Below are 22,679 nucleotides of genomic sequence, written 5' to 3'. Positions count from 1 at the left end.
CGCGATGTAAGGACCCCTCTCCATGTACGAGTTGAACCGCATCCTCCTGCGCAACTTCGGGCCGCTCGATGCCCGCTACCAAGACGTGAACCTGGACTTCTCTGGCGTGGGCCCCCTGGTTGAGACAGCATCCCTGATGCCGACGCCCGGACACGTCACGCAGCGGCCCTCGCCGGCCAGTCTGGTCATGCTCCAGAACGGCGGCGGCAAGGGTGTGCTGCTGACCGGCATCACCTGCACCACAATCCCGCTGCGTCACCATGACCCGGAGGAGCTGCGGAGCTTCGTCGTTTCTCCGGCTCAGCCCTCCCATATCGTCCTGGAGTGGGCTGATGCCCGGACTGGGAGGCTCTTGGTCACCGCGCAGATCCTCGCGCCCGAGGGCGATGGCAAGCTCAAGCGCCGCTTCTACAGCTTCCACCCAGGTGCCGCCCTGTCCGCGGACGATCTCCCTTTCCACCGTGATGGTCACTGGCTGCCGTTCGACCACTACTACAACGAGCTGAGCGAACTGCAGGCCACGGTCGAGGCGTTGGAACTTCAGATCGTGGACGGGCAGGAGAAGTGGGAGAAACATCAGGCCGGTCTGGGTCTCGAACCTGGCCTCTTCGACGTCCAGCGCAAGATGAACGCCACCGAGAGCGGGGCGGCCGAGGCGTTCACCACCTCCAGTGCGGCAGCGTTCGTCCAGTGGCTCCTGGAGAAGGCCAACGACGACGACAAGTACACCAGCCTCGGCAGTACCTTCGAGACCTATGCCAGCGCCCACGACCAGCGCGAGAAACTGGTCAAGGAGCGGGAGTTCGCGCTGACCATGGAGGAGATCTGCGCCCGTGTGGCCGAGCGGTACCACGAACACACCAACCAGCAGCGCGAGGCTGGGCAGGCCAAGGTCGGCCTCACCGCACTTGCCGCAGGGCTGATGCGTCGGCATCAGATCCTCACCGCCGCGGCACAGGCCACCACAGGCACCGTTAATGCTGCGTACCAGGCACATGAAGCAGCCAAGAATGAACTGGACTTCACCAATGCACGTATGGCGCATGTGCGTTGGGCCACTTGCGGTATCGAGCTGGACGAATCAGCCGAGGAACAGAAGCGAGTCACCGCGACAACGCAACGGCTGGAAGACCGCCTTGCGGGCTGGCGCAGTGTCCCGGTCGCTGTGCGTCACGCGGCTGCTCAGGAGCGCCACAGCCGCATGCAGCGGTCCCTCTCCGAAGCCGAGGAAACAGCCGCCCCCTATGTGCAGGCGTGTGATACCGCCGCGGCAGTGCTGCGGGCTGGCTATGCGGCGGCTGAAACGCAGGCGCGCGCCGTGGCCGGCAATCTGGAGAGGGAGATCTCCGAGTCTCGCAGCAAGATCCAGCAGTGGCGCGAGCGAAGCGACTCGCTCCACAGGCATGCCGGTACGGCTGAGGGAGAGCAGCGCCAGTTGCGCCGTCAGGTGCAGGACTTCGAAAAGCAGCTGCGCACCGCACGGGACGAAGAACAGGTGCAACCCGGCGAAAGCGCCGCGGACGCCGCCTCCCGGATGGACGGCGAAGCTGATCACCACGGCCAGCTCCGTGTAGAGGCCAAGAAGGCACAGGATGAGGCCCGCAGCCGCCAGACACAGGCATATCAGCAGCTGCCTGCATTGCAGGAGCGGGCTCTCGATGACCGCCGCGCAGCAGAAGCGGCCGAAGCTGAGACCGACCGGCTACGCCTCCGCTCCGAGTCCGTGCGCCGCCACCCCGTGACTGCGGAACTGCTTGAGCTCGGCCTCGAAGACCTACAAGACGGCGATGCCCTGACCTGGCTCGCCGACCACTGCGCAGCCCTGCAGAGCTTGATCGAGCGGAAGATCTCCGCTCTGGACGGTGCGCTCAGGCGGACACAGCTCCAGCACAGCGCCGATGAAGAACTCCTCGCCGCCCTGGACACCAGCGACGGCCTCCTGCCCGCCACCAAGGAGGTCCGCACCCTGTGTGCCGACCTCTGTGCCCAGGGCATCGACGCCGTCCCCGGCTGGCAGTGGCTGCGCGACAACGTCCCGCCGGACGATCACCAGCGCCTCATCAACGACCACCCGGACCTGGTCGGCGGCATCATCGTAGGCGGCGGCCCCGCAGCGCTGGATCAGGCGCAGCGTCATCTGGAGCACAGCCGTCCCCTGCCCGCGGCGGCCGTCGCGGTAGGAACCGGGGAACGGATGCTGACGCCGGTACCCGACACAGGCGGCCGGATGGTGCCCGAGCCGACCCCGGCCCTGCATGACGAACAGGCTGCGGCACTCGAACGAGCCGAGGTTGAAGCACGCCTGGCGGCCTCCGCGCAGGCACTGGATGAGCTCGGTGAACGCATCGGTGTAACCCGCGACCTGGGCAACAAGATCACGTACTGGCTGGACGAGATCGGCCCCGTGAGCGTAGAGGTCCGGCTCGAACAGCTCCAGGAGCTCCGGACGGCAGCGCAGGCATCCCAGGCCAGCCTTGAGGTCGCGCGTGCCAGCGCCGCACAGCATGACGATGCCGTCACCGCTGCCGAGGAGGTCTACACACAACAGGAAACGGCTCACCGCGAGGCCGCTGAGGCCGCGCAGGCGATGCGCCGCCTCACAGAAGCCGAGGCAAAAGCCAGCCAGGCGCGCGACCGGATCACCGCGCTCGAGGAAGAAGCTCAGCAGCGTCAGCGCGAACTCGAGGAGCTGGGCGAGAAAGAGGAGACCGCCCACAGCGACATCGCACGCATGACCCAGGCGGTGGAAGCGGCCGTCCAGCAGGCCCAGAGCCACGCCCAGGCGCGAAAGAAGGTCACCGCCACGCCCGAGGCCGAGCAGGCTCAGCACACCAAGGGAGCGCCCTGCGAAGCGCTCACCGTCCTCCAGCACCGCTACGAGCAGGCAGTCGAGGACCTGCGCAGTGTGGACATCGGAGAAGACCAGCGTCAGCGTGCCAAGGAAGCAGATGACGCCCTGCGCGCCTGCCAGGACGAATGGGCGCAGGTCCCTGACCGGGTCAAGCCCTTCGCCCAGGAATACAGCCGTTCTCCCGCCGCGGCGGATGACGTCCAGCGCGACGCCGTACAGCGCGATCTAGGCCAACAGATCATCAGCCTCCAGGACCAGCTACGGCGCCTTCGGGACAAGGAGAGCCGTCTCAAGGAACGACACCGCACGCTCGCCACCGCAGCACAAGCCATCAGCGCTCAAGACCTCGCCGAGTGGACCCCACGCTCCCTCGTAGAGACTTACGACCTGACCGCCCGCGCCGAACACGCCCAGGCGGAGGCCCAGCAGGCCGAACGCGGCGTCGGCGAGGAGTACAACGCGGCCCGCAGGCAGCAGAGCCAGCACACTCGCGAACTCGACGCCTTCGGTCACGTCCTAGCACGCTTGGATGCCACGATCGAACAGCTCGGCATTCAACCCGCGGCGGACCCCTACGAAGGCACCGCCGATGCGGCCGAACCCGCCGTACGGCAAGCCACCGCCCGCTACGAAGACGCCCGGAGCAAGCTCACTAGCACCGAGCGCCGCGTCGAAGACAGCGTGTCCTTGCTCAAGGACCAGGCTGGCGACGTCCGCTTCGAACAACTCGACATCCCTCTGCGCAACCAGATCTCGGCTCTCGACCGGCGGCACATCCCCGCCGCCGCCCGAGAGTGGACTACGGCGTTGCACCACGCTGCCGCAGCCCTGACGACCCAGCTCGAAGGCATGAGCAAGGCGCGCGAGGCCCTTGTGTCCCAGCTCAGCGGCTTCGTCACCGAACTTCTCCAGCAAGTGGACCAAGCAAGCCGGTTCTCCCTCTTCCCCGACGGTCCCACGCCCTGGGCAGGGCAGCGCTTCCTCACCATCCGCTACAGGAAGCCCGAACCGTCCGTGCTCACCGCCCATATGCGCGAAACCATCGACAACCTCGCCGCCAACCCGCGCACCCGCAAACTCAAAGGCACTGAGGTGGTTATGCGCTGCCTGCACGCAGCCGTTCCCCGCTTCACCGCCGAGGTCATGAAACCGAACGCCACCCAACGGATCGAACGCGTGCCCGTCGAGAAGATGAGCAAGATCTTCTCCGGTGGCCAGGAACTGACTGGCGCCATCCTGCTCTACTGCGCCCTCGCCGCGCTGCGCACTTCCCCCGGCCCCCGCAGCCGCACCCGCCACGGCGGACTGCTCCTCCTGGACAATCCCATCGGCCGCGCCAACGCCCCTTACCTTGTCGACATCCAGACCCAGATGGCGGCAGCCCTCGGCATCCAGCTCATCTACACCACCGGCCTGAGCGACGAAGCCGTCACGGCCCGATTCCCCGCCACCATCCAGCTGCGCAACGACGCCGAAGCCCGCACCGGCCTCTCCCGCATCCGCCTCGACGACCGCGTCCGTAACGCCCTCATCCCCACCCCTCGGACCGCCCCGGACACCCCCGGGCCCGAAGCAAACGGATACCTCAGCTCCGCACGCCTGTACACCAAGGGGGATACGGACCGATGACGACGCCCACCCCCGAGCAGCTGCCTCGCCTCTCACCAGGCGCCGCCCGCCTCAGTGCTGCACTGCACGCTCGCGCCGAGAAGGCCATCGTGCCGCGCGCCATGGTGATGGAAGCCTTCACCGCGGCCCTCCCCGGCACCGCCCGCGGTGAGGACTCCCGCACCGCATTGGCCACCCTGCTCGAAGAACTCTCCGACGCCGGCACCCTGCGACTCCCGCACGGCCAGAGGCACAAATGGGACGCAGGCCGTCCCGCCCTGCCCGAGCAGATCCGGTTGCCCGCAGTCGCCCCCCGCAGGCCCGCTTCTTCCGCCACACGGCGCTCCTACCGCCCTGAACTCGACTGGGCCCACACGGCGTACCTCACGTCCGCTCACCACGAAGACCTGGCCCTCATCAACCGATGGTTCCGCGACACCAGCAATCGTCCTGAACATCGCGTACCGATCCCCCTGCGCGAGCGCTCGTACGAAATCTTCCAGGACGAGAAGCGCCTCGATGGTCTCCTCTCCGGTGCGCTCTTCGCCCCCGGCCGCCTTACCCTGGAACAGCTAGGCACCTTTCGCGAACCACCGCCCCTCGCCTACCGACTTCTCGGCGACGGAGACACCCTCCTGGTCGCCGAGAACAGCGACACCTACTCCACGCTCCGAGACCTGCTCACCCGGAATCCCGGGCGCGCCAAAGCCGTGGCCTTCGGCTCCGGACGAGCCTTCGAAGCCTCCATCGAAACGGTCAAAGAGATCCGTGGAATCCAACGGATCGTCTACTACGGCGACCTGGACGCTGAAGGGCTGTCGATTCCCGCCCGTGCCTCAGTAACAGCCACGCAGTGCGGGCTGCCCTCGGTCGAACCCGCCTCCGCGTTGTACGACCTCCTCCTGAGCCACGCCTCCGCCCCGGGTCAGATGGTTTCCGATGAGCGGGCCCACACGCTTACGGCGTGGCTGCCGCCCAGACTGCGACAGAGGACTCATGAGGTACTGCTGTCGGGCCGCCGCATTGCACAGGAAGCCACCAACCGTAACCAGTTGGCCAGCGACGCCACGTGGTGCCCTTGAGTTCATCGGGAGACCGCGAGTATCTCCAGGCAGGCGTCCGCTGGCAGGCGTCCGGGGCACGGGTGACGCCTCGGCGGGCGAGGCGGCAGCAGCGGGAACGGTGCATTCCCACAGGCCATCAAGCACAAGATCATCCGAGACGCAACACTACGCCGCCGCTAAGACCCTGCACCGAACTCATTCTGAAACGATCAGTGAGCGTTTTCAGCGCTGCCTCTCCAAGGTGAGGACAGCTTTGGTGATGACGGTCATGCGGTTGGGGCTGCTGCGCGATCCTCGGAAGATCTGCCAGGACTTCAGCCGTGCCATGCTGCGTTCGACCGGTGCCCTCGCTGCGGCCAGGGATCGTTTGACGGTGCGCTGAGTGAGGTAGTTGACCGCCCGGTGGCCGTTTCTGGACAGGCCGGAGCTTCCGGCATCGTGCCGACGAGTCCACCGGCTGCGTAAGGCCGAACCCTTCAGCTGATGACAGGGGAGGCGATGACTACGGTGACGTCAGCGCCCTCGGTGCCGGTGCGGTACGTGTGGGGGACGTCTCCCGCGAAGGCGAGGAGGTCGCCGGCGCGCAGGTCGGTGAGGGTGTCGGTGGGGCCGGCGGTGAGATGGCCGAAGGCTACGAATAGGTGCTCGATGGTGCCGGTCGCGTGCGGCACGCCGTCCAGGTGCGTGTCGGGAGGCATCCGCAGCCGCCAGATCTCCAGGCTGTTGCCGCTGCTGATGCGGCGCAGCAGCTCTCGTCCGACCTCCCCGTCCGTCAGATCGGTGCCGGGGACGAACACCGGGCCCGGGTCGGTGTCGCGGGCGAGGAGATCGGTCAGCGGAATGCGCAGGGCGATCGCGAGGGCGTCGATGGTCGGGTTGCCCCGCCCGCCCTCCAGCTGTGACAGCGTCGCCTTGCTCAGCCCCGCCCGCCGTGCCAGCTCCGCGCCGCTCATGCCGCGCTGCTCCCGGCGCCTGCGGATCTGCGCCCCGATCGCGATGGCCGTACTGCTGGCGGGACGGCGGTCGCCGGGTGGCGGTGGTGTCATGGGAAATCCCGGTGGACGGCGCTGTAGGAGACGCGGATCCGGCCCTTCTTGACCTTCAGCGTCGGCAGGACGATATCGGCAAGGTCTCCGAGGCTCCGCACGTGGGTCCCCCCGCACGGCGCGGAGTGTAGACCCGCCAGATGCACGATACGGCGTCCCTCGGCGTCGTACTCCCAGGTCACGGGCGCGTCTTCCGCGATGGCCTTGGCGACGTACGTCCGCAGCGCCTCGGTCGTTTCCTCCCGGCCCTCCGGGGTGTCGAGGCGTGGGTCGGCCGTGCCGCGGTGAACTCGATCCGGGCCTGCCCCGGGAAGTGGGTGTTCGCGGCGTGCGTCCAGCCCTGGGCCCGCCCGGCCGCCTCGATGAGGTGGCCGGCGGTGTGCAGCGCCGCGTACGTCCTGCGCGCGGCCAGGTCGATGCGGACCTCGACCGACTGTCCGACCGTGAAGTCCGGCAGCGGGAGGTCGCCGGCGGACCGGGCCACGACGAGTCCGGCGTCGTGGTCCCGCGCCGGGACGATCTCGCGGCCGTCGACCCATCCGCGGTCGGCGGGCTGTCCCCCGCCCTGCGGATGGAACAGGCAGTACTCGACCGCCACCCACGGCACCCCGTCCCGCTCACCCGTGGCCGCGACCCCGGGCCTGCGCTTCGCACGTGTCCGCGTAGTACACGGGAACCTGAACAGGGCTCTCAAATGAGTGAACTATACGTTCACTGTAACGAACGCTGAGCATGATCGAGCGGCCGTAGACTTTCCGGTGTTCCGCCAGGGAGGGCACATGGGCAACAGCGGGGGTGCGGCCACGCACTCGGGCGTCGACTTTCAGCAGCGCATCGCGGCGTACGCGATGGCCCACATGCTCTGTGGGCTCGAGTTCGCGGCCTTCGGGCGCGCCGCCGCCACCGAGATCACGGAGCTGCGCTTCGAGACGGCCGACGAGATCGACGACCTGGTCGTCGTCGGCCCGGACAGGCGGCTCTTCGTGCAGGCCAAGAATACGCTGAGCCTGTCCGATGCCCCCGGGTCGGAGTTCGGATCCGTCCTCGCCCAGTTCGTCGCGCAGTACGTGTCGGACGACCGGCCCGGCGACGTCTACGTCCTCGCCACCTCGCAGGGGGCGTCCGGCCGGATCCGCAAGGAACTACGGAAGGTCACCGACGCCGCCCGACTCAACGCGGCCGGCGGACAGAGCCTGCCCCTGACCGCTCCCGAACAGGACGTCCTGACGAAGACCCAGGACATCATCCGATCCCACTACCTCGCCCGAACGCGGAAGGACATCACCGAACTCGACCTCCAGCGGATCATGGCGAGGATCCACGTCAGCGCCCTGGATCTGGCTGAGGGGGGTTCGCAGGAGTCGGCGATCCTCCTCGTCCTCGGCAGCAGGGTCACAGTCCCCGCCAACCTGCTCTGGGCCAACATGATCGCCTTCGGCGTGTCGCTCGCACGCGACCGGCACGCCCTCGACGTCGCCGCCGTGCAGGACCGCTTCGGCACGTACCTGGGCCCCTCGTCCCAGGACCAGCCAACACCCGCCCCCGGTCCGATCACCGCCGAGCTCGTGGCCGATCTGCCCTTCGGGTGGGACGTGGTGCTGGCCAAGTCCCCTTATCCCGAGTGCGACTTCATCGTCACCGACATCATGCGCTTCGACGAGGCGGGCGCGAAGCGCCACACGTTCTCGGCGGGTCAGGTGTTGATCGGCGGGCGCGAGCCGTGGGAGGTGGTCGGACACTGGTCCACCTGGGCGGGGTGCGACCGGCACATGGAAGCCCACGCCGACGACTACGAGGACAAGAGGGTGGCGGTTCTCGCCGCCGACCTCCCGCAGGATCCGAACCAGTCGGCCGCCGCCCTGGCCCACGCGGCCCACTGCGCCCGCCTCGCCGCGGCGCACGAGGACCCTTACGCCTGCCGGCACTGCGGCGACCCGATCTCCGAGGACGGCGCACCGCTCGTCGAGATCGACGAGGAGGGACAGCCGGAGGACGTGGGCCTGGTCCACCAGGCGTGCCTCACGCCGACCGACCGTGTACTCGGCATGGTCGACGCGGCGATCTTCCGGGATCACCATCGTCTGCGGAACTTCGATTACGCCGGGTGGCTGGCAGCTCTCCGAGGAGGACAGGGGATGTTCGGAGCTCTCGCGGAGTCCCAGGTCAAGCATGGTCCGATCCTGTGGAAGTCCGCGTACGACGACTTCTCCCTCGGCAAATGGTGCGTCCGGATGATCCTGGAGGACGGCGGAACCACCTACACCACCGACCGGGGTCAAGTGCCGCGCATGTCCGCGGACAGGGCCGCGCAGGAGGCCGAGAAAATGAACCGCGCGCTGGCCGAGGCGCGGGAGAAGGGTGACCCCCTCTGCTACACCCCGAGCAAGGCCGAGTGGGGCTCCTACTCGCGCCTGCTGGCGCAAGGACACGATCCGATTCCCTGCACGAACGCCGAGGTTGTGCCGTACACCCGGGCCATCGGAGAGGCGTACTCCACCTGCGAGCGCTACTACACCCCTCTGGCATACCTCGTAGACGCCGAGACGGGGGAGCCCGTGGTTGTCGAGGGCGTGATCTCCCTGCTCACCGACCCGTGGAACCTCGGCTCTTTCCTTAAGAACTGGGAGCGGGCGGGCATCGAGCTGCCGGAGTTCACCGTGTCGGCGCTCCTGACCGACGAACAGTTCGACCGCTTCGTACGGCTGACCATGACGCGGGGCCAGGGCGTGATCGTCGACCCCAGACTGGCGCTCGACGGTTCCCTGGTCAGCGGCTTCTGGGTGACCAGTTTCGAGCAGCTGCTGTACGAAGCGGAGCAGGACCGGGCGACGGCCGAAGGTGCCATGCCCGGGGAGTCGTAAAGCTCTGCGGTGGTGCGGCCTCTGCTGGTAGCCTCGCGTCGCTACGCAAGCCCGGACTCAAGTGCCGGGCCTGACATGCCGTTTATCGGTCGCCATGCGCGCGGGTACGCAGTTCGCGGGACACGTTGATGCGCGGTCTTTCACCCCACCCGTGACGGCGGTACCGATGCGGAGCCGCGTCGTGCCGTCGTGCCGAGACATGAAACGAGATCGGCAGTGAGCATTTTCAGCGTTGACGCTCCAGGGTGAGGATGGCTGCGGCGATGACAGTCATGAGGTTGGGGCTGCAGCGGGCCCGGCGGAAGATTCGCCCGGACTTCAGCCTCGCGATGTTTCGTTCGACCGGTGCTCGTGCCGCGGACAGGGCCCGGTTGACCGTCTGCTGGGTCGTGGTGAGTTCGCGGTTCGGGTGCCGTCTGATCGGTGTGGTCGCCCATGGGCCGGCGCCGATGTAGGCGCGGTCGGCGAGGACGGGGACGCCCTGGCGTTCGCAGATCTGGATGATGCGGTGGGTGCGGGCGGCGGTCAGGTCGTGGGTGCGGCCGGGCAGGGCGGGTGAGATCCACAGCAGCTTGCCGGCGGGATCGGCCACGACCTGGACGTTCACACCGTGACAGCGGTGCTTCTGGGAGAAGTCCGCCCGGCTGTCGCCGACCCGGTCGCACTCGGCGAGCGTCCCGTCGAGCAGGACGTAGTCCGGATCGGCCTCACGCAGGACCCGTAGGAGGCCCGATGCCCGGCCGGACAGGTGCTGGACGACGGCCTTGACGTAGGCGTGGGCAGTGCCGACGGATATGCCGAAGCCGGCGGCGATCTGCGTGAGCGTGTCGTGCCGGCGAAGGTAGACCAGGCCCACGAGGGCCCGCTGGTGGGGCGGGAGCTTGCGGCGGCGGTCACCCTCACGGGTGACGATGAGCATGGATAGCCACTCGACCAGAGCGTGAGGCAGGTCGAGTGCGGCAGGATAGAGAGCCAATGAGGCCCCTGCACCGATGAGTTGAGACGTCGAACACCTCCCTCAACGGCACAGGAGCCTCGTGCGTTGTGAAACCTCAGCCCGTCACCCGATCAGTGGCCGCTCTGAAAGAGCTCAGTGAGCCTCTTTCATCCTGAATAGCTGCAGGTCAGGAGCGTGTGGACGGCCTGGACGATCGTGCTGATGCGGCGAGTGGAGCATCGCGCTCGCCGGAGCAGGCGCCAGGCTTTCAACTGGGCGAAGGCGCGTTCTCCCGGCGCTCGCAGGCGGGCATGGTCTCGGTCGAACTGCTGGTAGTGCTCGGGTTGTTCACGGTGGTGGTAGTAGGGGGTGCGGAAGGTGGCGCCGGCACCCTGGTAGGCGCGGTCCGCGAGGACGAGGATCTGCCGGGTCAGGCACGCCTGGACGATGCCGTGGGCGCGGGCCGCGGTCAGGTCATGGGCCCTGCCCGGCGTCGCGCGGGAGAACCACAGCGGTGTGCCGTCGGGCCGGGCGATGACCTGCACGTTCATGCCATGCTTGCGGTGTTTCATCGAGTAGTACGGCTCGTCCGCACCGATCCGGTCGATGGGGATCAGGGTTCCGTCAACGATGACGTGGTCGCCTTCACCGAGGCCGGTGAGGGCTTCATGGAGGCCGGGCGCCCAGCCGGCCAGCACGTCCAGGGTCTCGTCGACGTAGCGCCAGGCGGTGGCCTCGGATATTCCGAAACCGACTCCGAGCTGCGAGAACGTCTCGTTCTTACGGAGATGGACGAGGGCCAGCAGTGCCTGCTTGAAGCAGCCGAGCTTGCGCCAGCGTGTGTTGCAGGCCAGGCGGTGCTCGTGCAGCAGCCAGGCGACATGCTCGACCAGCTCGTACGGGACGTCGAGCGTGGCAGGATACGGAACCAACAGGGCCCCTTCGGTCGCCGGTGTGATGAGTGAGATCACCACGCCAACGACGAGGGGCCCTGCCTCGTCACCGCACCCGCTGACCAGCCCATTTCACCCTTCAGCACAGGATGAAAGAGGCTCAGTAAGTCGGGCGGGGCCCGACGGCCGCACGAATGGCCTCGCGAATCCGAAGATCGACCATTCTGTCCTGCGCCAAGCCGGAGAAGTGCCGTGCAGAACGAGGGTGATCACGCAACACTGCGGCTACGAGTTGCGCCGCCTGGCCCGACAAAGAGCGAAGCCAGGGCGCGATCCGGTCCTGGGCACTCCATTGGTCCCACGCAGCGTCCCAGGTGCACATCGTACGGGTGGACTCGTCGAGGACATCCCAGTCCTCCTTGGCTGCAGCGAAGTTCGCAATGGTGTGAAGCCAAACAGCGGCGCGGGCAGCCTCGGCGAACTGGACACGCCCTGTTCCTCGGCCACCGGCGTGGTTGGCCAGAGCCTTGAAGACGCGTTCGCTCCCCTGAGGGTTACGGGACAGCCAAGGCCCCACCTCTTCGGCAGGAAGACCCGTCAGAGCACGTACGTACAGCTCGTAGTTTTCAGGATGGTCTGCGATCAGTTCGAGCAGGGAAGCCACGGCTGCCGGATCACCGGCACGCGTCCGCTCCCATAGCCGCTTCGCTTGTTCGGTCGGAGGTTCCGCTGGTTCAGTGAGTTCGCGGTTGATCAGGTCGCGGAGGTCCTTGATGCTCTGCGACCGCTGTTCAGGATCGGGATGGGTAGCAATGCGGGTGACGTTCCTCCACGGTCCTGGGGTAGGCAGGAGCGGCACATTCATCTGCGGATACTTGCCTGTCAGCGCCCACGCGATGACGCGTCCGATGCCGTAGATGTCGGCGGCCGGCGTGGCTTCGTGTGCGTCAATGAAGAGTTCAGGTGCCGCGAAGCCCTCCGTCCCGATCTCGAAACGAGTCCGCCCGACCTTGGTGGTCTGGCCTCTCGGCCGGCGGACGATTCCCCAGTCCCCAAGAGTCCATCGGCTCTCCAGTAGAAGGATGTTGGACGGTTTGACGTCGCGGTGGAGCCAGTCGTGCGCGTGAGCGAGTTCCAGCACGTCCATCAGCGCCTCGACCAGGACGCGCAGCTGTGCTGGGTCCTTGAGGTCGTCGCGTCTGTCCTCCGCGGTCGCCTGTGCCATAGGCATGACGAGCCACCCGTCATCCGGGTTGGAGTCGAGGATGGGCATGTAGTGGGGGTGCCGGCCAAGCAATTGAGAGATCTCGATCTCTCGTTTCATCCGCGCGGTCGGCGTGTCCCTTTGCGAACTGCGGCGCTTGAAAGCGACCTCGGCCTCGGTCGGCTTGTGAACGGCCCGGAAGACTTGGGCCTGTCCACCCTCCTCCATGGGGAGTCGATCGAGACGGTAGTCCTTCCGGTCGCCGCGGGCTTGAGCGCGCACCAGGTCATACAGGTTTACGGCACCGTCCTTGGCCGCAGATGCACGGTGGGATGCCAGCGGGAAAGGGCCTGAGATCACGGGTCGGGCCTGAACTGGAACGCGGCGCCCGCCGTAGATGGTGTAGCCGCTGATGGAGTCGACGGGTACGAGTGCATAACCGTCGCGGGTTAGCAGGGTGTTAAAGATTTCCAGCAACTTGCGCAGCTCTTCTGCGTCAGTGCGCACGACAGGGTGGAGCATTTCGGCGAGGAAACGCAGGAGGACCGCGTCCGGGCCGCGATTCAATCCGAACCGATCATCAGTGAAGACCCAGTCGTCCTCCCAGTCATAGTTGTTGACGCGGTGCTGGTAGATGTCCCCTTCGGCGGTTTTGAAGCGAGGATCGTAGCTTGCGAACGCGTCCAGATCGAAGATTCGCTTGAGGAAGTCTGGCTCTTCCATCCTGCCGGACCAGTCGACGTTCTGCAGACGAAGGGTGTCGAAAAGCCGCATGCGGGTGACTTCGGTGATGCGAGCCCGTTTGCCCTCACCCGTGCGCACATCGTCCGGTCGGAGGAGTGCCAGCGGCTGCCGCGCCTCCAGCGCCTGCCGCCAGTTCACGTCTGGATCGCGGAGTGCCGGCTTGACCAGAATCCGGTCGACGTCTGGGCGACCGTTTTGACCGGCTACTTCGGCGACCGTCGGCAGTAGGTGGTCCAGTACCTCGTCGTCAAAGCTGGGGACGTCCACGACGTCGATGTAGAAGACCGCGGCCCAGTAGTAGTCGTGCCAGTTAGTGGACGTCCTATACCCGTCCTCCGTCTGCTCGAAATCCAGCCTCTCCACCGCGCGGAGCAACTCCGTCGCACCAACATCAGAGCGAGCAGAGAAGATCACTGCAGCCTGCGCCAAGACGCGCTCCCCGATCTGCTCCTGTCCACGATCCATGTTCCGTCGCCCCTCTCACGCACACAGCCGGACACGACCCGCGTCCACGGCAGCAGTGCCTGGCAGCACCGGCGCGGCCAACTGGCGCCCTCCCCTGCAACAACTCCTCCACTCAACGCGGAGGGACAGCCAGCTTAGACGTCGTTTCAGTCGGCGAGGCGGCGGTGGACTGCGGCTTCCCTCCGGCCCTGGATGAGCTACGGTCTCCCGCTAGGGGGCCAGCAGGCAGTGGCGCTATGACCCCCTATCTCCTCCTCGCCAGCGACATCGCACCGTCACGATCGAGGTCGACAGCCCCCTGCAACAGCTGCCCGCCGAGTACCACACCGCTGGGCCACTCGTGGGCCGCATAGTGACCGCTCCTGCCCTCCACGCCCGGTCTGGGTCCGGCGAGTGTCCCGTGCCGGTAGCCATGCCCCCGCACCGCCCCACCACTCACACCGACCCACGGCTGATCGTCCTAGATGACCTGTCCGATGCATGGGTCATGGGCTTCCGATTCCACTGCCTGCAACGGCCCAACCCTGCTCAGGCAGAGTCACGCGTTGGGCTCACCCGCTCAGCGCCAGGCTTCCGCTGCCGCCAGGTGCAGCCTGTCGTGGCCACGAAGATGAATCGCGGCCGGCACTGCGCGGTCCTCGTACCGGCATCGGCCGCCACCCTGCGGTCGTTCCGGAGCGGGCGGGACCACCCGCTGGAACACCTCCCACAGCTCGTCCGGCACCAAGCGCTCGATCATCACCACGCAGCGCAGGCCACTCAACCCGCCAAATGAGACGACATCTTAACCAGCCGTCTCGTTGCGGAAGTAACTGTGGCACGGTACTTCACGGCGAGGGTGGCTATGCCAATCACTCCAGGTCTCGTTCTGTCCGCTGCGGGGTGCCCTGGCGAACGTTCATGTCCGCCCCTAGCCGGGCGATAACGTTCGATTCGACATAGGGGTGTTGGCCTTGGTGGTAGTCGTCTCGTAGCTGCATTCGCTCGTACCAGTGCCACACAATCAGCTCAAGGTTGTACTCCACCAGGAATTTCTGCAGGAAGGGCTTCCTCACCAAAAGCGCCCGACTCGAATCCTCAGGTTCCTCGTAGTAGGTGAACATGGGTGCGCCGGCAGTATCGAGCCAGCTCGGGCCTCGCATATCGAAAGTCAGTCCCGCGGCCTGCTGGATGAAGGTCGAGGGCAGGACGGCGGTTGCGGACTCGCCGATGGAGCAGTCAAGGATGCTGCCCTCCCAGGTGTACTGCTCGATGGTGGGTACGGCCTCCACGACTTTCCCGCCGATCGATACCGAGCGAAGGGCGTCGTGCCGGTGCGGGCAGCTCGGCCCCACCCGCCCTACTTCGCCTACATAGCAGCAGTCGGTGTGACCGTCGGAGTCGACGAGATCGCGGGGGTCGTGACGTGATTCATCTCGCAAGGCGTTCAAGAGGGTGCTGGCAGCATCCGCCTTGATGAGCAGTGTGTCGATGGCGCCCTTCTCCTGAAGGCCGCGCCAGCCCTTTTCGGCCAACGGATCGACCTTCTTCACGAAGCTTTCGAGTACCACCCAGTCATGGCCTTCTCGATCACGGACGAACAAGGAACCGGCCACGGTCGGTTCGGAGGCTGAATCGACCAGGAATCGTCTGATGTCTCCGCGGTATCGGCTGAAGTCGAGGCGGCCAGGTGGCCACTCTTCGAGGTTGATCAGAGACGGACTCCATGCCGTTACGCCATTGCCGCCGTCTTCTTCGTTGAAGGCGTGGTAGTCGATCGGGGGCAGACTCGGGTCGATCTCTCGGTCGCCGATGATCTGATGCAATCCCTCATACGGTGCACTATCTCCGAAACGCCGCGAACTCTGGTAATTGTCTGCAACTCGGGCCAGTAGTTCGTGGTATGCCATCCACTGATACTTCTTGCCCCAGCGTTCGGCTTTGTGTCCTTCTCTGCCGCGCCCATGGCCGATGCGTCGGTCTTCATCTCCGAAGAGCTTGGGTGACCAGCCGAGACTGATTGTGCGGCGGAAGATCCAGCGGCAAGCAACGTCCGCCGGGTACTCGTCATCGACCGGCTTGGAATACACAAACGCGGCGTCCCAGAGCTCTCTCTGCTCTTCGCTCAGCGGATCCTCTGCATGGTTCAGAAGGAGCTCAAGCGGGCTCAAGTTTTGCTCTTCAGGGTTGCGCAGCTCGTCGGCCAGGGTCACCTTCTGTTCATCGCTTAGGGACGCGACGAACTTCTCCCAACGGCTCTTTATGAACCGCGGTTCCCGGGACCGTCGTTCGGGATAGGTCTGCCCGGTGCGGTAGCGCGAGAAGTGATGGACGCCAGGTTGGACGACGTAGCGGGCGAAGTCACCCATGCCCATCAATGAGAAGTCGATCGACGAATAGCTCTCGTCAGCCAGTTGCCCCTCGCGCCATCCGTACTTGGCCTTGAGCGTCGCCTCCGTCGGTGGCGGGCCAGGCACCGCCAGCCCGTACGGGCGCCGGGATGCGTCTAGCGCTGATGCGGGCAGCAGTTGCTGCGCTACGGCCCATCGGACGACACCGCGGGCGGCGTCGAGGAGTAGTTCATCCGGTCGCACGGGTGGGGTGAAGACGAGGTGGTGGACCAGATGGGCCAGGGATTTGGCCTGATCAGCATGTGCCGGTGAGCTGCGCAGGAGTGCACCGTAGGCGATCGAGATCACACGTTGCACTACGTAGGGATCGTCGACCGCCCAGAAACGCTCGACGAGTGCGCGCATGACATCGAGGTGCCCACGTAGCAGTTGCACCAGGGCCTTGGTAGTCCAGTCCCGCATAAATCGGTTCGGAGAAGCCAAGAGCCAGCACAATGGGATGCAGGCAAGCTCGACTACTTTGGCGTCGTAAGCGGGATAGGGTCCCCCAGCCGCCCAGCGGGCCAGTCGTGCTGCCGTGCCCGACGCGTCGAACAGCGCGTGATACATCGCAAACCCGAAATCGCTGTCGCGCTCTGGCATCTTCTGCTGAAGGAGGTACCGGTGCAGTCCCTCGCCGTTGAGGCGATTGTTGGGCTGTGGTGCGAGGGCGAACAGCACCCCAAAGAACTCCGAACGGCGCAGATAGGGCTGTGCCTCGTTCAACAGGTCGATCGTCCGCTGTGTGATTGCTTCCGAGGCACGGTACGGCAATGTCTCCACGAGTGACTCGTAGAGCCGGCGGGCGCGTTGATGCTGGTCCCAGGCTGCCCTGTCTTCGTGCCGGACGGGCGGGTCCGTCATCCTGATGCTCAGCAGGTCCGGCAGCTCCACACCGTAGACCTCCGGGAACAGGATGCTCGCGGCCTCGTTGATCCCCCAGCTGCTCTCCTCCGTCAGCCATCGACTCACCGCTTCGTCGTTGAGCGGGTCGACGGACAGTGCAAGCCGACGCCTCAAGAGCAGGAATTCTGCGAAGGCTTGGAAGACAATGCGGATGCCTTCCCCGGTGTTTCCGTTCCCGAGGTAGAGACGCTCGCGTGTGAGTACTCCCTCTTCCTGCAGGAGGCCCAAGAGCCGGGCAGTGTCGATCCGGGGCTCTTCGAGCGACGACCTGACGGTCTGATGGGCGCTGGCAGCACTCATGCTCTCGCGGCCGAGCCGGGACAACTCGTCGAGGAGCGCGTCGAGGGCGTGGCGGACGTGAGTCTGCGCTGCCTGCAGTTCGTAGCTTGATGTTGCGTCGGGGCGGAGGCGGCGAGCGACCGTGCCGATCTTTGCGCTGAGGTAGCGCTCAAAGATGGCGATGCGGCCCTCGTGGCCGGTTGGGGCCGCGTGAGTGTCGGCCTCCGAGAGGCTTTCGCAGTACAGGCGGAGGAAGAGCGGCAGCGTGAATTCGGGTGTCAGGAGCGGGATTTTGGGAGCTTCGAGGCGGTAGTGGTCGAAGTAGCGCTGTGTCGCCTCGACTTCTCGCTCTGCGAATCCCGGATGCGTGCGGTGGACGTAGTGTTTGTCCTCGTGGCCCTCCAGAACGAGATCACGGTAGGTGTCGCGGCAGGAGACGACGAGGGCGATGTGGGGATGTCGGGCTATGGCAGCCCGCAGCTTCGGAAGATGCGTTCGCCAGAAGTCGGCTGGTGTGGTCTCGTTGAGGGCATCGATGAAAATCACGAACCGGCTACCGGCCGTTGCGACTGCTTCGCCAGCAGCGTCCATGGCACTGAGCAGGACATTGCCGCCGACGGGCTCCAGACCGAGCTGATCAGCGATGCTCGCCCAGAGGTCGCCCCTGCCGAACTGTGCACCGGCTAGGGAACACCGCGGGGCGATCGGCGAGCAGAGCGCGGTGGGTGGCATCAAGGAGCAGGTGTGTCTTGCCCGACCCGGCTTGTCCCGTAAGAAAATAGGCGCGCCGCCGGAAAGCTCGGCCGATCGAAGACTCAAGCCATGAGTGCAGTTCGTTGATCGCTGTGCGCAGGACACCGACGCCGTATCCCTCTGCCCGTTCCGGGGGGCTCTGATTGCGCTTAGGTTCGTCGCTCGGCAGCTCTCGCCACTCGGCCCTCGCCCGTCGCTCATAGTCCCTGGCAGCTTCAATAGCTTCGGCAGTAGCCGATAGCTGATCGTTGAGGTGCACTAGGGGAGTTGGGGGATCTCCTGCTTGTACTGCAAGGGCACTCGCGGTTGCCTTCAAGGCAGCTGCCGTGTCATGGATGGCCTGGTACGGGGCAGCGTCAGGATCATCCTCGTCTTTGACCAGGACATGTAGATCGTTTACGGCGGTGATGACGTCGCGGCGCAGTCGATTGAAATGTGTGAGGACCGACTGGTCGAAGCCGAGCGCGACCAGGTCTTCCTGGATGGGAAGGTCGACCTGCAGGTCGGGCCGGTACTTCTCGCCCGCGGCATCCGCCTGCTCTATATAGCGCTGCTCCAGCCAGTAGCGGCCGAGAACCACGTTATTCCACCAGAACCAGCGCCGGCCACGGTGCTCCGGCTTGGCCAGCTCGTCGAGCAGGTCGCTCTCCTGTACCAGCTCGAACTGAATCTTCTCGGCGCCGGGAATCGTCTTCTTCCAGGTGGAGACATTGGCTTCGTACTTCTGTCGCTGAGACGTGCGCTCACCGCCGAGCGTGCCGGTGGCGAGGTTCCAGGAGATCGCGAACGTCAGCTTGCGGAGCTGTGGGCGCTCCTTGGCGACGCGCTTCACTGAATCCGTCATGGCGGTCAGGAGCGGGCCGATGCCGTCAACGTGCTTGGCTTGCCAGCCCCACTCCGTGCCGTCCGGCAGGGTGGCGTACCACTCCCCGCCGCCGTCAGGGTTGCCGGTCCGGATGGCCTGAGCTCCTGGTGGCACGCGGTTCTTGAGCAGCTGATACGACAGCTCTTCGAATGCCCGGCTCTGCTCGCCATTCCAGGCCCGAAGCGTCTTGAAGCTCAACCCGTCTCCACCCCTCGTGTTCCCTTCCGGCTTGCAGACTCAGATGCGATCGCCCACACGCCTGTCGAAGCCGATGCAGAGTCACAGGACTAGCGGAGCAGGTGAGGAGCCATGCTAAGCCAGCATTGGTCGCGGCCACTCAGCTTCACCAATGAGCCACGGCCGCGTGTCCGGCCCCATGCGCACAGGACCCAAGCCCGTTCGCCAGGCGATCTTCGCACCAGAAGTAAGTGCACACATAATAGGTCCGCCGTACACCTTTGGCGTTACTTCATCTCGCGGACACGGGACATGGCGCGGAAGAGCTCTCGCTCTCGACCTTCCTCCATGGCCTCCAGTACCCACTCCGGTGTTTGTGCAAGGTGGCGTGCCGCAAGTCGAAGCAGATCTTCGTCGTTCATCCAGTCCGCAGAGGGGGTGAGGGGCATGCGTCGCTCTAGCAGGTGGGCGACAACCCGAGGCCGGACTCCAGCTCTCATCCATGCGATGACACCCGGATTGCCAGCGCCCCATCTGACAGCGAACGGCAGCAGGCTGAGCGCTCTGGAGCACGCCTCTGGCAGCTCCCAGCGGCCGGGTTGTAGTTCGGATTCGCACCCTGTAGCGACGATCGCTCCAATCGCGCCCGCCAGCACACTTAGCCTGAACCCGAAACCTCGGTCGGTAAGACCAATGATTTTTGGAAGGGGCATGCCTTGCCCGCGGCCGCCAGTCCTTTCGGCGTGCGGTCCGAGGGCGTGGCCTGCTACGGACAGCAGGTCTTCCCCTTGGATCCAGGCGATCAGGGTGGCTGCCAGCACCCGGTGTCCCTCGGCAGCGTCGTCCGGATCGGAGGACCAAAGGGCTTCGATGGCGGTGGACCGGTAGTCGCTGGTCAGCGGAAGTAGGCTCTCCACCATCTCTGGTCGAGCTGACGCGAGCGCGTCCACAAGAAGGTAGGCCCAGCCCTCTACTGTGCTGGGTGCTTCGTATGCGTCCAGCTGAGCGAGGAGCCAGCGGTAGAGGTACGAGGTTTCCGGGAGTCCGAGTCCTGCCCGGTGGGCTGCCAGGCTCACCCAGTCCGGTACTTGTTCCTGAGCGAGGAAGGCTGAGCCAGTGGCTTCCAGGGCTTCGGCGATTGCTTCGCCCTGGCTTGCGGCTCCAGCCCTGTGCACCGCCCAGGTCCGTCGCACCACTCCGGGTGCATCGCCACTGCCTGCGGCGAAGGAGAGGAACGAGAATGCGGACTGTTCTTCGCCCTCCAAGGTGGCGACCTCCAGGCTTTCGCCGAGGGCCTTTTCGATGAGACCGTCGAGTCTGCTGCTGATGTCGTTAGCGGCGTCTTCCTGGGTCAGGAAGGACGCCCCGGTCGTGATGGCCAACCTCTTGCCGCTGGTGCCGTCTGTCACGTGGGTGGCTCTTCCGGGTACAACCACAGCAATCGACCGGGCAGATGTGTAGGCGCGTCCGGCTCTTCCGATGGCGTTCAGCAGTTGGGTGCGTGAACGCCGCTCACGCTCGGCAGGTGAGGCATCCTGGTCGAAGCCGACCTCCGTCCCACCGATGACCACCGCTGTGGCCGGCAGGTTCAGGCCCTGCGACAACGTGCCGGTGGCGAACAGCACTCGTACCCGGTCTCGGTCGAAGGAGATTTCGCTGGCGCGTTGTTCTTCGCGTAGGAGGGCGCCAGTGTGCACGCCCACGCCTTTCTCCAGGGTGGCCCTCAGCTCCGATTCGATGCCGAGCTCGGCATCTGCCAGGGCGAGCAGTGCCTCGATGTCCGCGTCACGGTTCGCTGGAACCCAGTCCGCGGATCCAGGCAACTTGACGGCCTGAGTGAAGCTGTGGTGCCGGTTTTTGGGAAGAAAGGCCAGGACACGGTGGCCTTTATCAGCCATGGCTGTGACGATGGCCGCAGTCATCGGGAGGCATACGCCTGTTGGAGATGGCCCATCTGTGCGGTGTAGCTCCTTGGGAGACAGCACGGGGGTCCGAACCACCCGGTAGTCCTTTGGGTGGTTTGTTGCCCATGCCCCCTGAAGTCCGACCAGCAACGATATGGGAGCATCATAGGTGAGCTTCTTCCGGCTTCCTGGAAGGGCAGCCAGGCGATCCCTGGCCAGAGCCTGAGCGGCCTCCTCTCCAGCCTGGTCGAACCCTGCGATAGCTCGCAGGGTCCTTGTGGGACGCCACGGGTGGCTGATGGGTAAGGCTTCTACGCCGGTCACTGCGGTGAGCCAGTCCGCGAGTTCGTCTGCGTTGGCAACCAGTGCCGACATCAGTAGCGCTCTCACGTGAGGTGCGCGATGAAGTACTTCGGCTATGACGAGCTCCGTGAGCGCGCCGCGCCCGTTTGGCTCCTCGATGAGGTGCGCTTCGTCGAGGATGCAGAGGCGGAGGTCTTCGAAGGCGTCAGGGTTCTGTCTCAGGGCCAGCGAGCACTTCTCGGGTGTCATCACCAAAACCTGGCAGGAACCGATGACGGCGAGGTCCTCGCTCTCGAGAAGGGCATACTCGGCGCCGCCGAGGAACCCTCGCACCTGTACGCCGGGCAGGGACTCGAAGACTGAGGACAACCGTCGCACCAGCTGGCCCACCAGGGCGTTCGTCGGTGCGAGGTAGAGCACCCATCCTCGGTGGAGGGTCTGCGCGATGGCGAGTTCCGCAACCGCCGACTTGCCCGCCCCGGTGGGCACGCAGACGACGGCATGAGCGTGGGGTCCCGGGAGGGCCTGCTCGGAGTAGATCCTGGCGGAAGGCCATAGCAGGGGCCGTGATTTCGCTTGCTCCTGCACGTAGCTCGCAAAGCGCCCGTCCTCGTCGGGCGGAGTCGGGACGGAACGCAGAGCTCGTGTCTCGTCTTCCTCCAATACCTTTGCGAGCAAAACGGCGATGTGGTGGATGTCGGGGTGGACGACTTGGCCTCCCCAGCCATCCGCGTCTGGGTGCAACAGCGAGATCAGCGTGCGGATTTCCTCAACCGCGGTCCGTAGGGCACCTGGCTGATGGGTGAGCCACTGCGTGTGGCGTCGTACCGCCTGCCCCATCTTCCGCCAGAGTGCATGCCGGACGCGGACGTCCAGGTGCTCACTGCGACTAGGCACTGGTGGTGCTTGGGGAAGATCGGGACTCACCTGAGCCGCCAGCAACTCGCGAAATGTTCCCATAGCCCATTCAGACGCGGGGGACTCAGCATCTATCGGCGTGTCGAGCTCACCAATTTCGCCCCCGCATCGCGCTGCATTCGCATCGTAACCAGCGATGCGATAGAGCAGCCCGGCTTCCAGTTGCTCGTATCTTCGGGCCGAGCCAAGCGGAGAGGCGGAGCTCAAGGGGACTTCTGGATCCGGCTGCTCATTGCATATCGACAAAGCCTCTGCAGCTACAAAAGCGCATGCCTGCACCGTGACCGCCGGCAGTCCGGGCACCAGAACAGCGTGCACTTCCAATGCGGTGGCCAGTCTGCGCAGCGCAGCTCTGGGGGACGTCCAGCCTGCCGTGATAAATGACGAGTCGGGCACGCCTAAGCGCTCCGTACTTCGTACGCTCGGCGCCGGCGCCAGATCGCGCCACTCCATGATATCCACCCAGGCGCGGGTCAGCATGCGCCTAATGTCGCTCCCATCGAACTCGCCGATTCGCGGCAGCTCTTGAAGT

At 65.7% G+C, this 22,679-nt stretch carries 11 protein-coding genes and 2 pseudogenes; 3 read left to right on the top strand and 10 right to left on the bottom strand.

What is annotated here, in order from left to right; all coding sequences use genetic code 11:
* Positions 1 to 22 precede the first annotated feature (22 nt).
* Positions 23 to 4,480, top strand: coding sequence for a hypothetical protein (locus tag ACIGA3_RS14355; protein ID WP_399714582.1), 4,458 nt, complete (start codon positions 23 to 25; stop codon positions 4,478 to 4,480).
* Positions 4,477 to 5,541 (top strand): Wadjet anti-phage system protein JetD domain-containing protein, encoded by a 1,065-nt coding sequence (locus ACIGA3_RS14350; protein ID WP_221518485.1) that lies wholly within the window; start codon positions 4,477 to 4,479, stop codon positions 5,539 to 5,541. The genes ACIGA3_RS14355 and ACIGA3_RS14350 overlap by 4 nt, the downstream gene beginning before the upstream one ends.
* A 204-nt stretch (positions 5,542 to 5,745) precedes the next feature.
* On the opposite strand, the pseudogene ACIGA3_RS14345 reads toward ACIGA3_RS14350, so the two are convergent.
* From ACIGA3_RS14345 to ACIGA3_RS14335, 3 genes and pseudogenes are all read right to left on the bottom strand, one after another.
* Positions 5,746 to 5,935, bottom strand: a pseudogene (locus tag ACIGA3_RS14345) (transposase family protein); the annotation flags it as partial.
* Positions 5,936 to 5,999: 64 nt separating this feature from the next.
* Complete coding sequence (locus ACIGA3_RS14340) at positions 6,000 to 6,569, bottom strand: helix-turn-helix domain-containing protein (RefSeq protein ID WP_399714579.1); 570 nt, start codon at positions 6,567 to 6,569, stop codon at positions 6,000 to 6,002.
* A gap of 178 nt (positions 6,570 to 6,747) precedes the next feature.
* The gene (locus tag ACIGA3_RS14335; protein WP_399714576.1) at positions 6,748 to 7,167 is read right to left on the bottom strand and encodes a hypothetical protein; all 420 of its coding nucleotides are present in this window, start codon (positions 7,165 to 7,167) and stop codon (positions 6,748 to 6,750) included.
* A gap of 181 nt (positions 7,168 to 7,348) precedes the next feature.
* Here ACIGA3_RS14335 and ACIGA3_RS14330 point away from each other — a divergent pair, with 181 nt between their 5' ends.
* Positions 7,349 to 9,430 (top strand): hypothetical protein, encoded by a 2,082-nt coding sequence (locus ACIGA3_RS14330; RefSeq protein WP_399714573.1) that lies wholly within the window; start codon positions 7,349 to 7,351, stop codon positions 9,428 to 9,430.
* 226 nt (positions 9,431 to 9,656) lie between these two features.
* Here ACIGA3_RS14330 and ACIGA3_RS14325 read toward each other — a convergent pair whose 3' ends face one another.
* From ACIGA3_RS14325 to ACIGA3_RS14295, 7 genes and pseudogenes are all read right to left on the bottom strand, one after another.
* Entirely contained in the window at positions 9,657 to 10,406 is a 750-nt protein-coding gene (locus ACIGA3_RS14325; RefSeq protein WP_399714571.1) for a transposase family protein, read from the bottom strand.
* A 128-nt stretch (positions 10,407 to 10,534) separates the two neighbouring features.
* The gene (locus ACIGA3_RS14320; protein WP_399714569.1) at positions 10,535 to 11,341 is read right to left on the bottom strand and encodes a transposase family protein; all 807 of its coding nucleotides are present in this window, start codon (positions 11,339 to 11,341) and stop codon (positions 10,535 to 10,537) included.
* A gap of 79 nt (positions 11,342 to 11,420) precedes the next feature.
* The gene (locus ACIGA3_RS14315; protein ID WP_399714566.1) at positions 11,421 to 13,673 is read right to left on the bottom strand and encodes a serine/threonine protein kinase; all 2,253 of its coding nucleotides are present in this window, start codon (positions 13,671 to 13,673) and stop codon (positions 11,421 to 11,423) included.
* 564 nt (positions 13,674 to 14,237) lie between these two features.
* Positions 14,238 to 14,412: pseudogene (locus ACIGA3_RS14310) on the bottom strand (transposase); the annotation flags it as partial.
* A gap of 112 nt (positions 14,413 to 14,524) precedes the next feature.
* Positions 14,525 to 17,962 (bottom strand): hypothetical protein, encoded by a 3,438-nt coding sequence (locus ACIGA3_RS14305; RefSeq protein WP_399714563.1) that lies wholly within the window; start codon positions 17,960 to 17,962, stop codon positions 14,525 to 14,527.
* Entirely contained in the window at positions 17,865 to 19,043 is a 1,179-nt protein-coding gene (locus ACIGA3_RS14300; protein WP_399714560.1) for a hypothetical protein, read from the bottom strand. The genes ACIGA3_RS14305 and ACIGA3_RS14300 overlap by 98 nt, the downstream gene beginning before the upstream one ends.
* A 266-nt stretch (positions 19,044 to 19,309) precedes the next feature.
* A complete protein-coding gene (locus ACIGA3_RS14295) occupies positions 19,310 to 22,627 on the bottom strand; it encodes a DEAD/DEAH box helicase (protein ID WP_399714557.1) in 3,318 nt (1,105 codons plus the stop codon).
* Positions 22,628 to 22,679 lie beyond the last annotated feature (52 nt).

Source organism: Streptomyces sp. NPDC085596, assembly GCF_044541565.1.
GTDB lineage: Bacteria > Actinomycetota > Actinomycetes > Streptomycetales > Streptomycetaceae > Streptomyces.
Note: the sequence above shows the minus strand (reverse complement) of the source record. Positions and strands in the feature narration are given on the sequence as shown.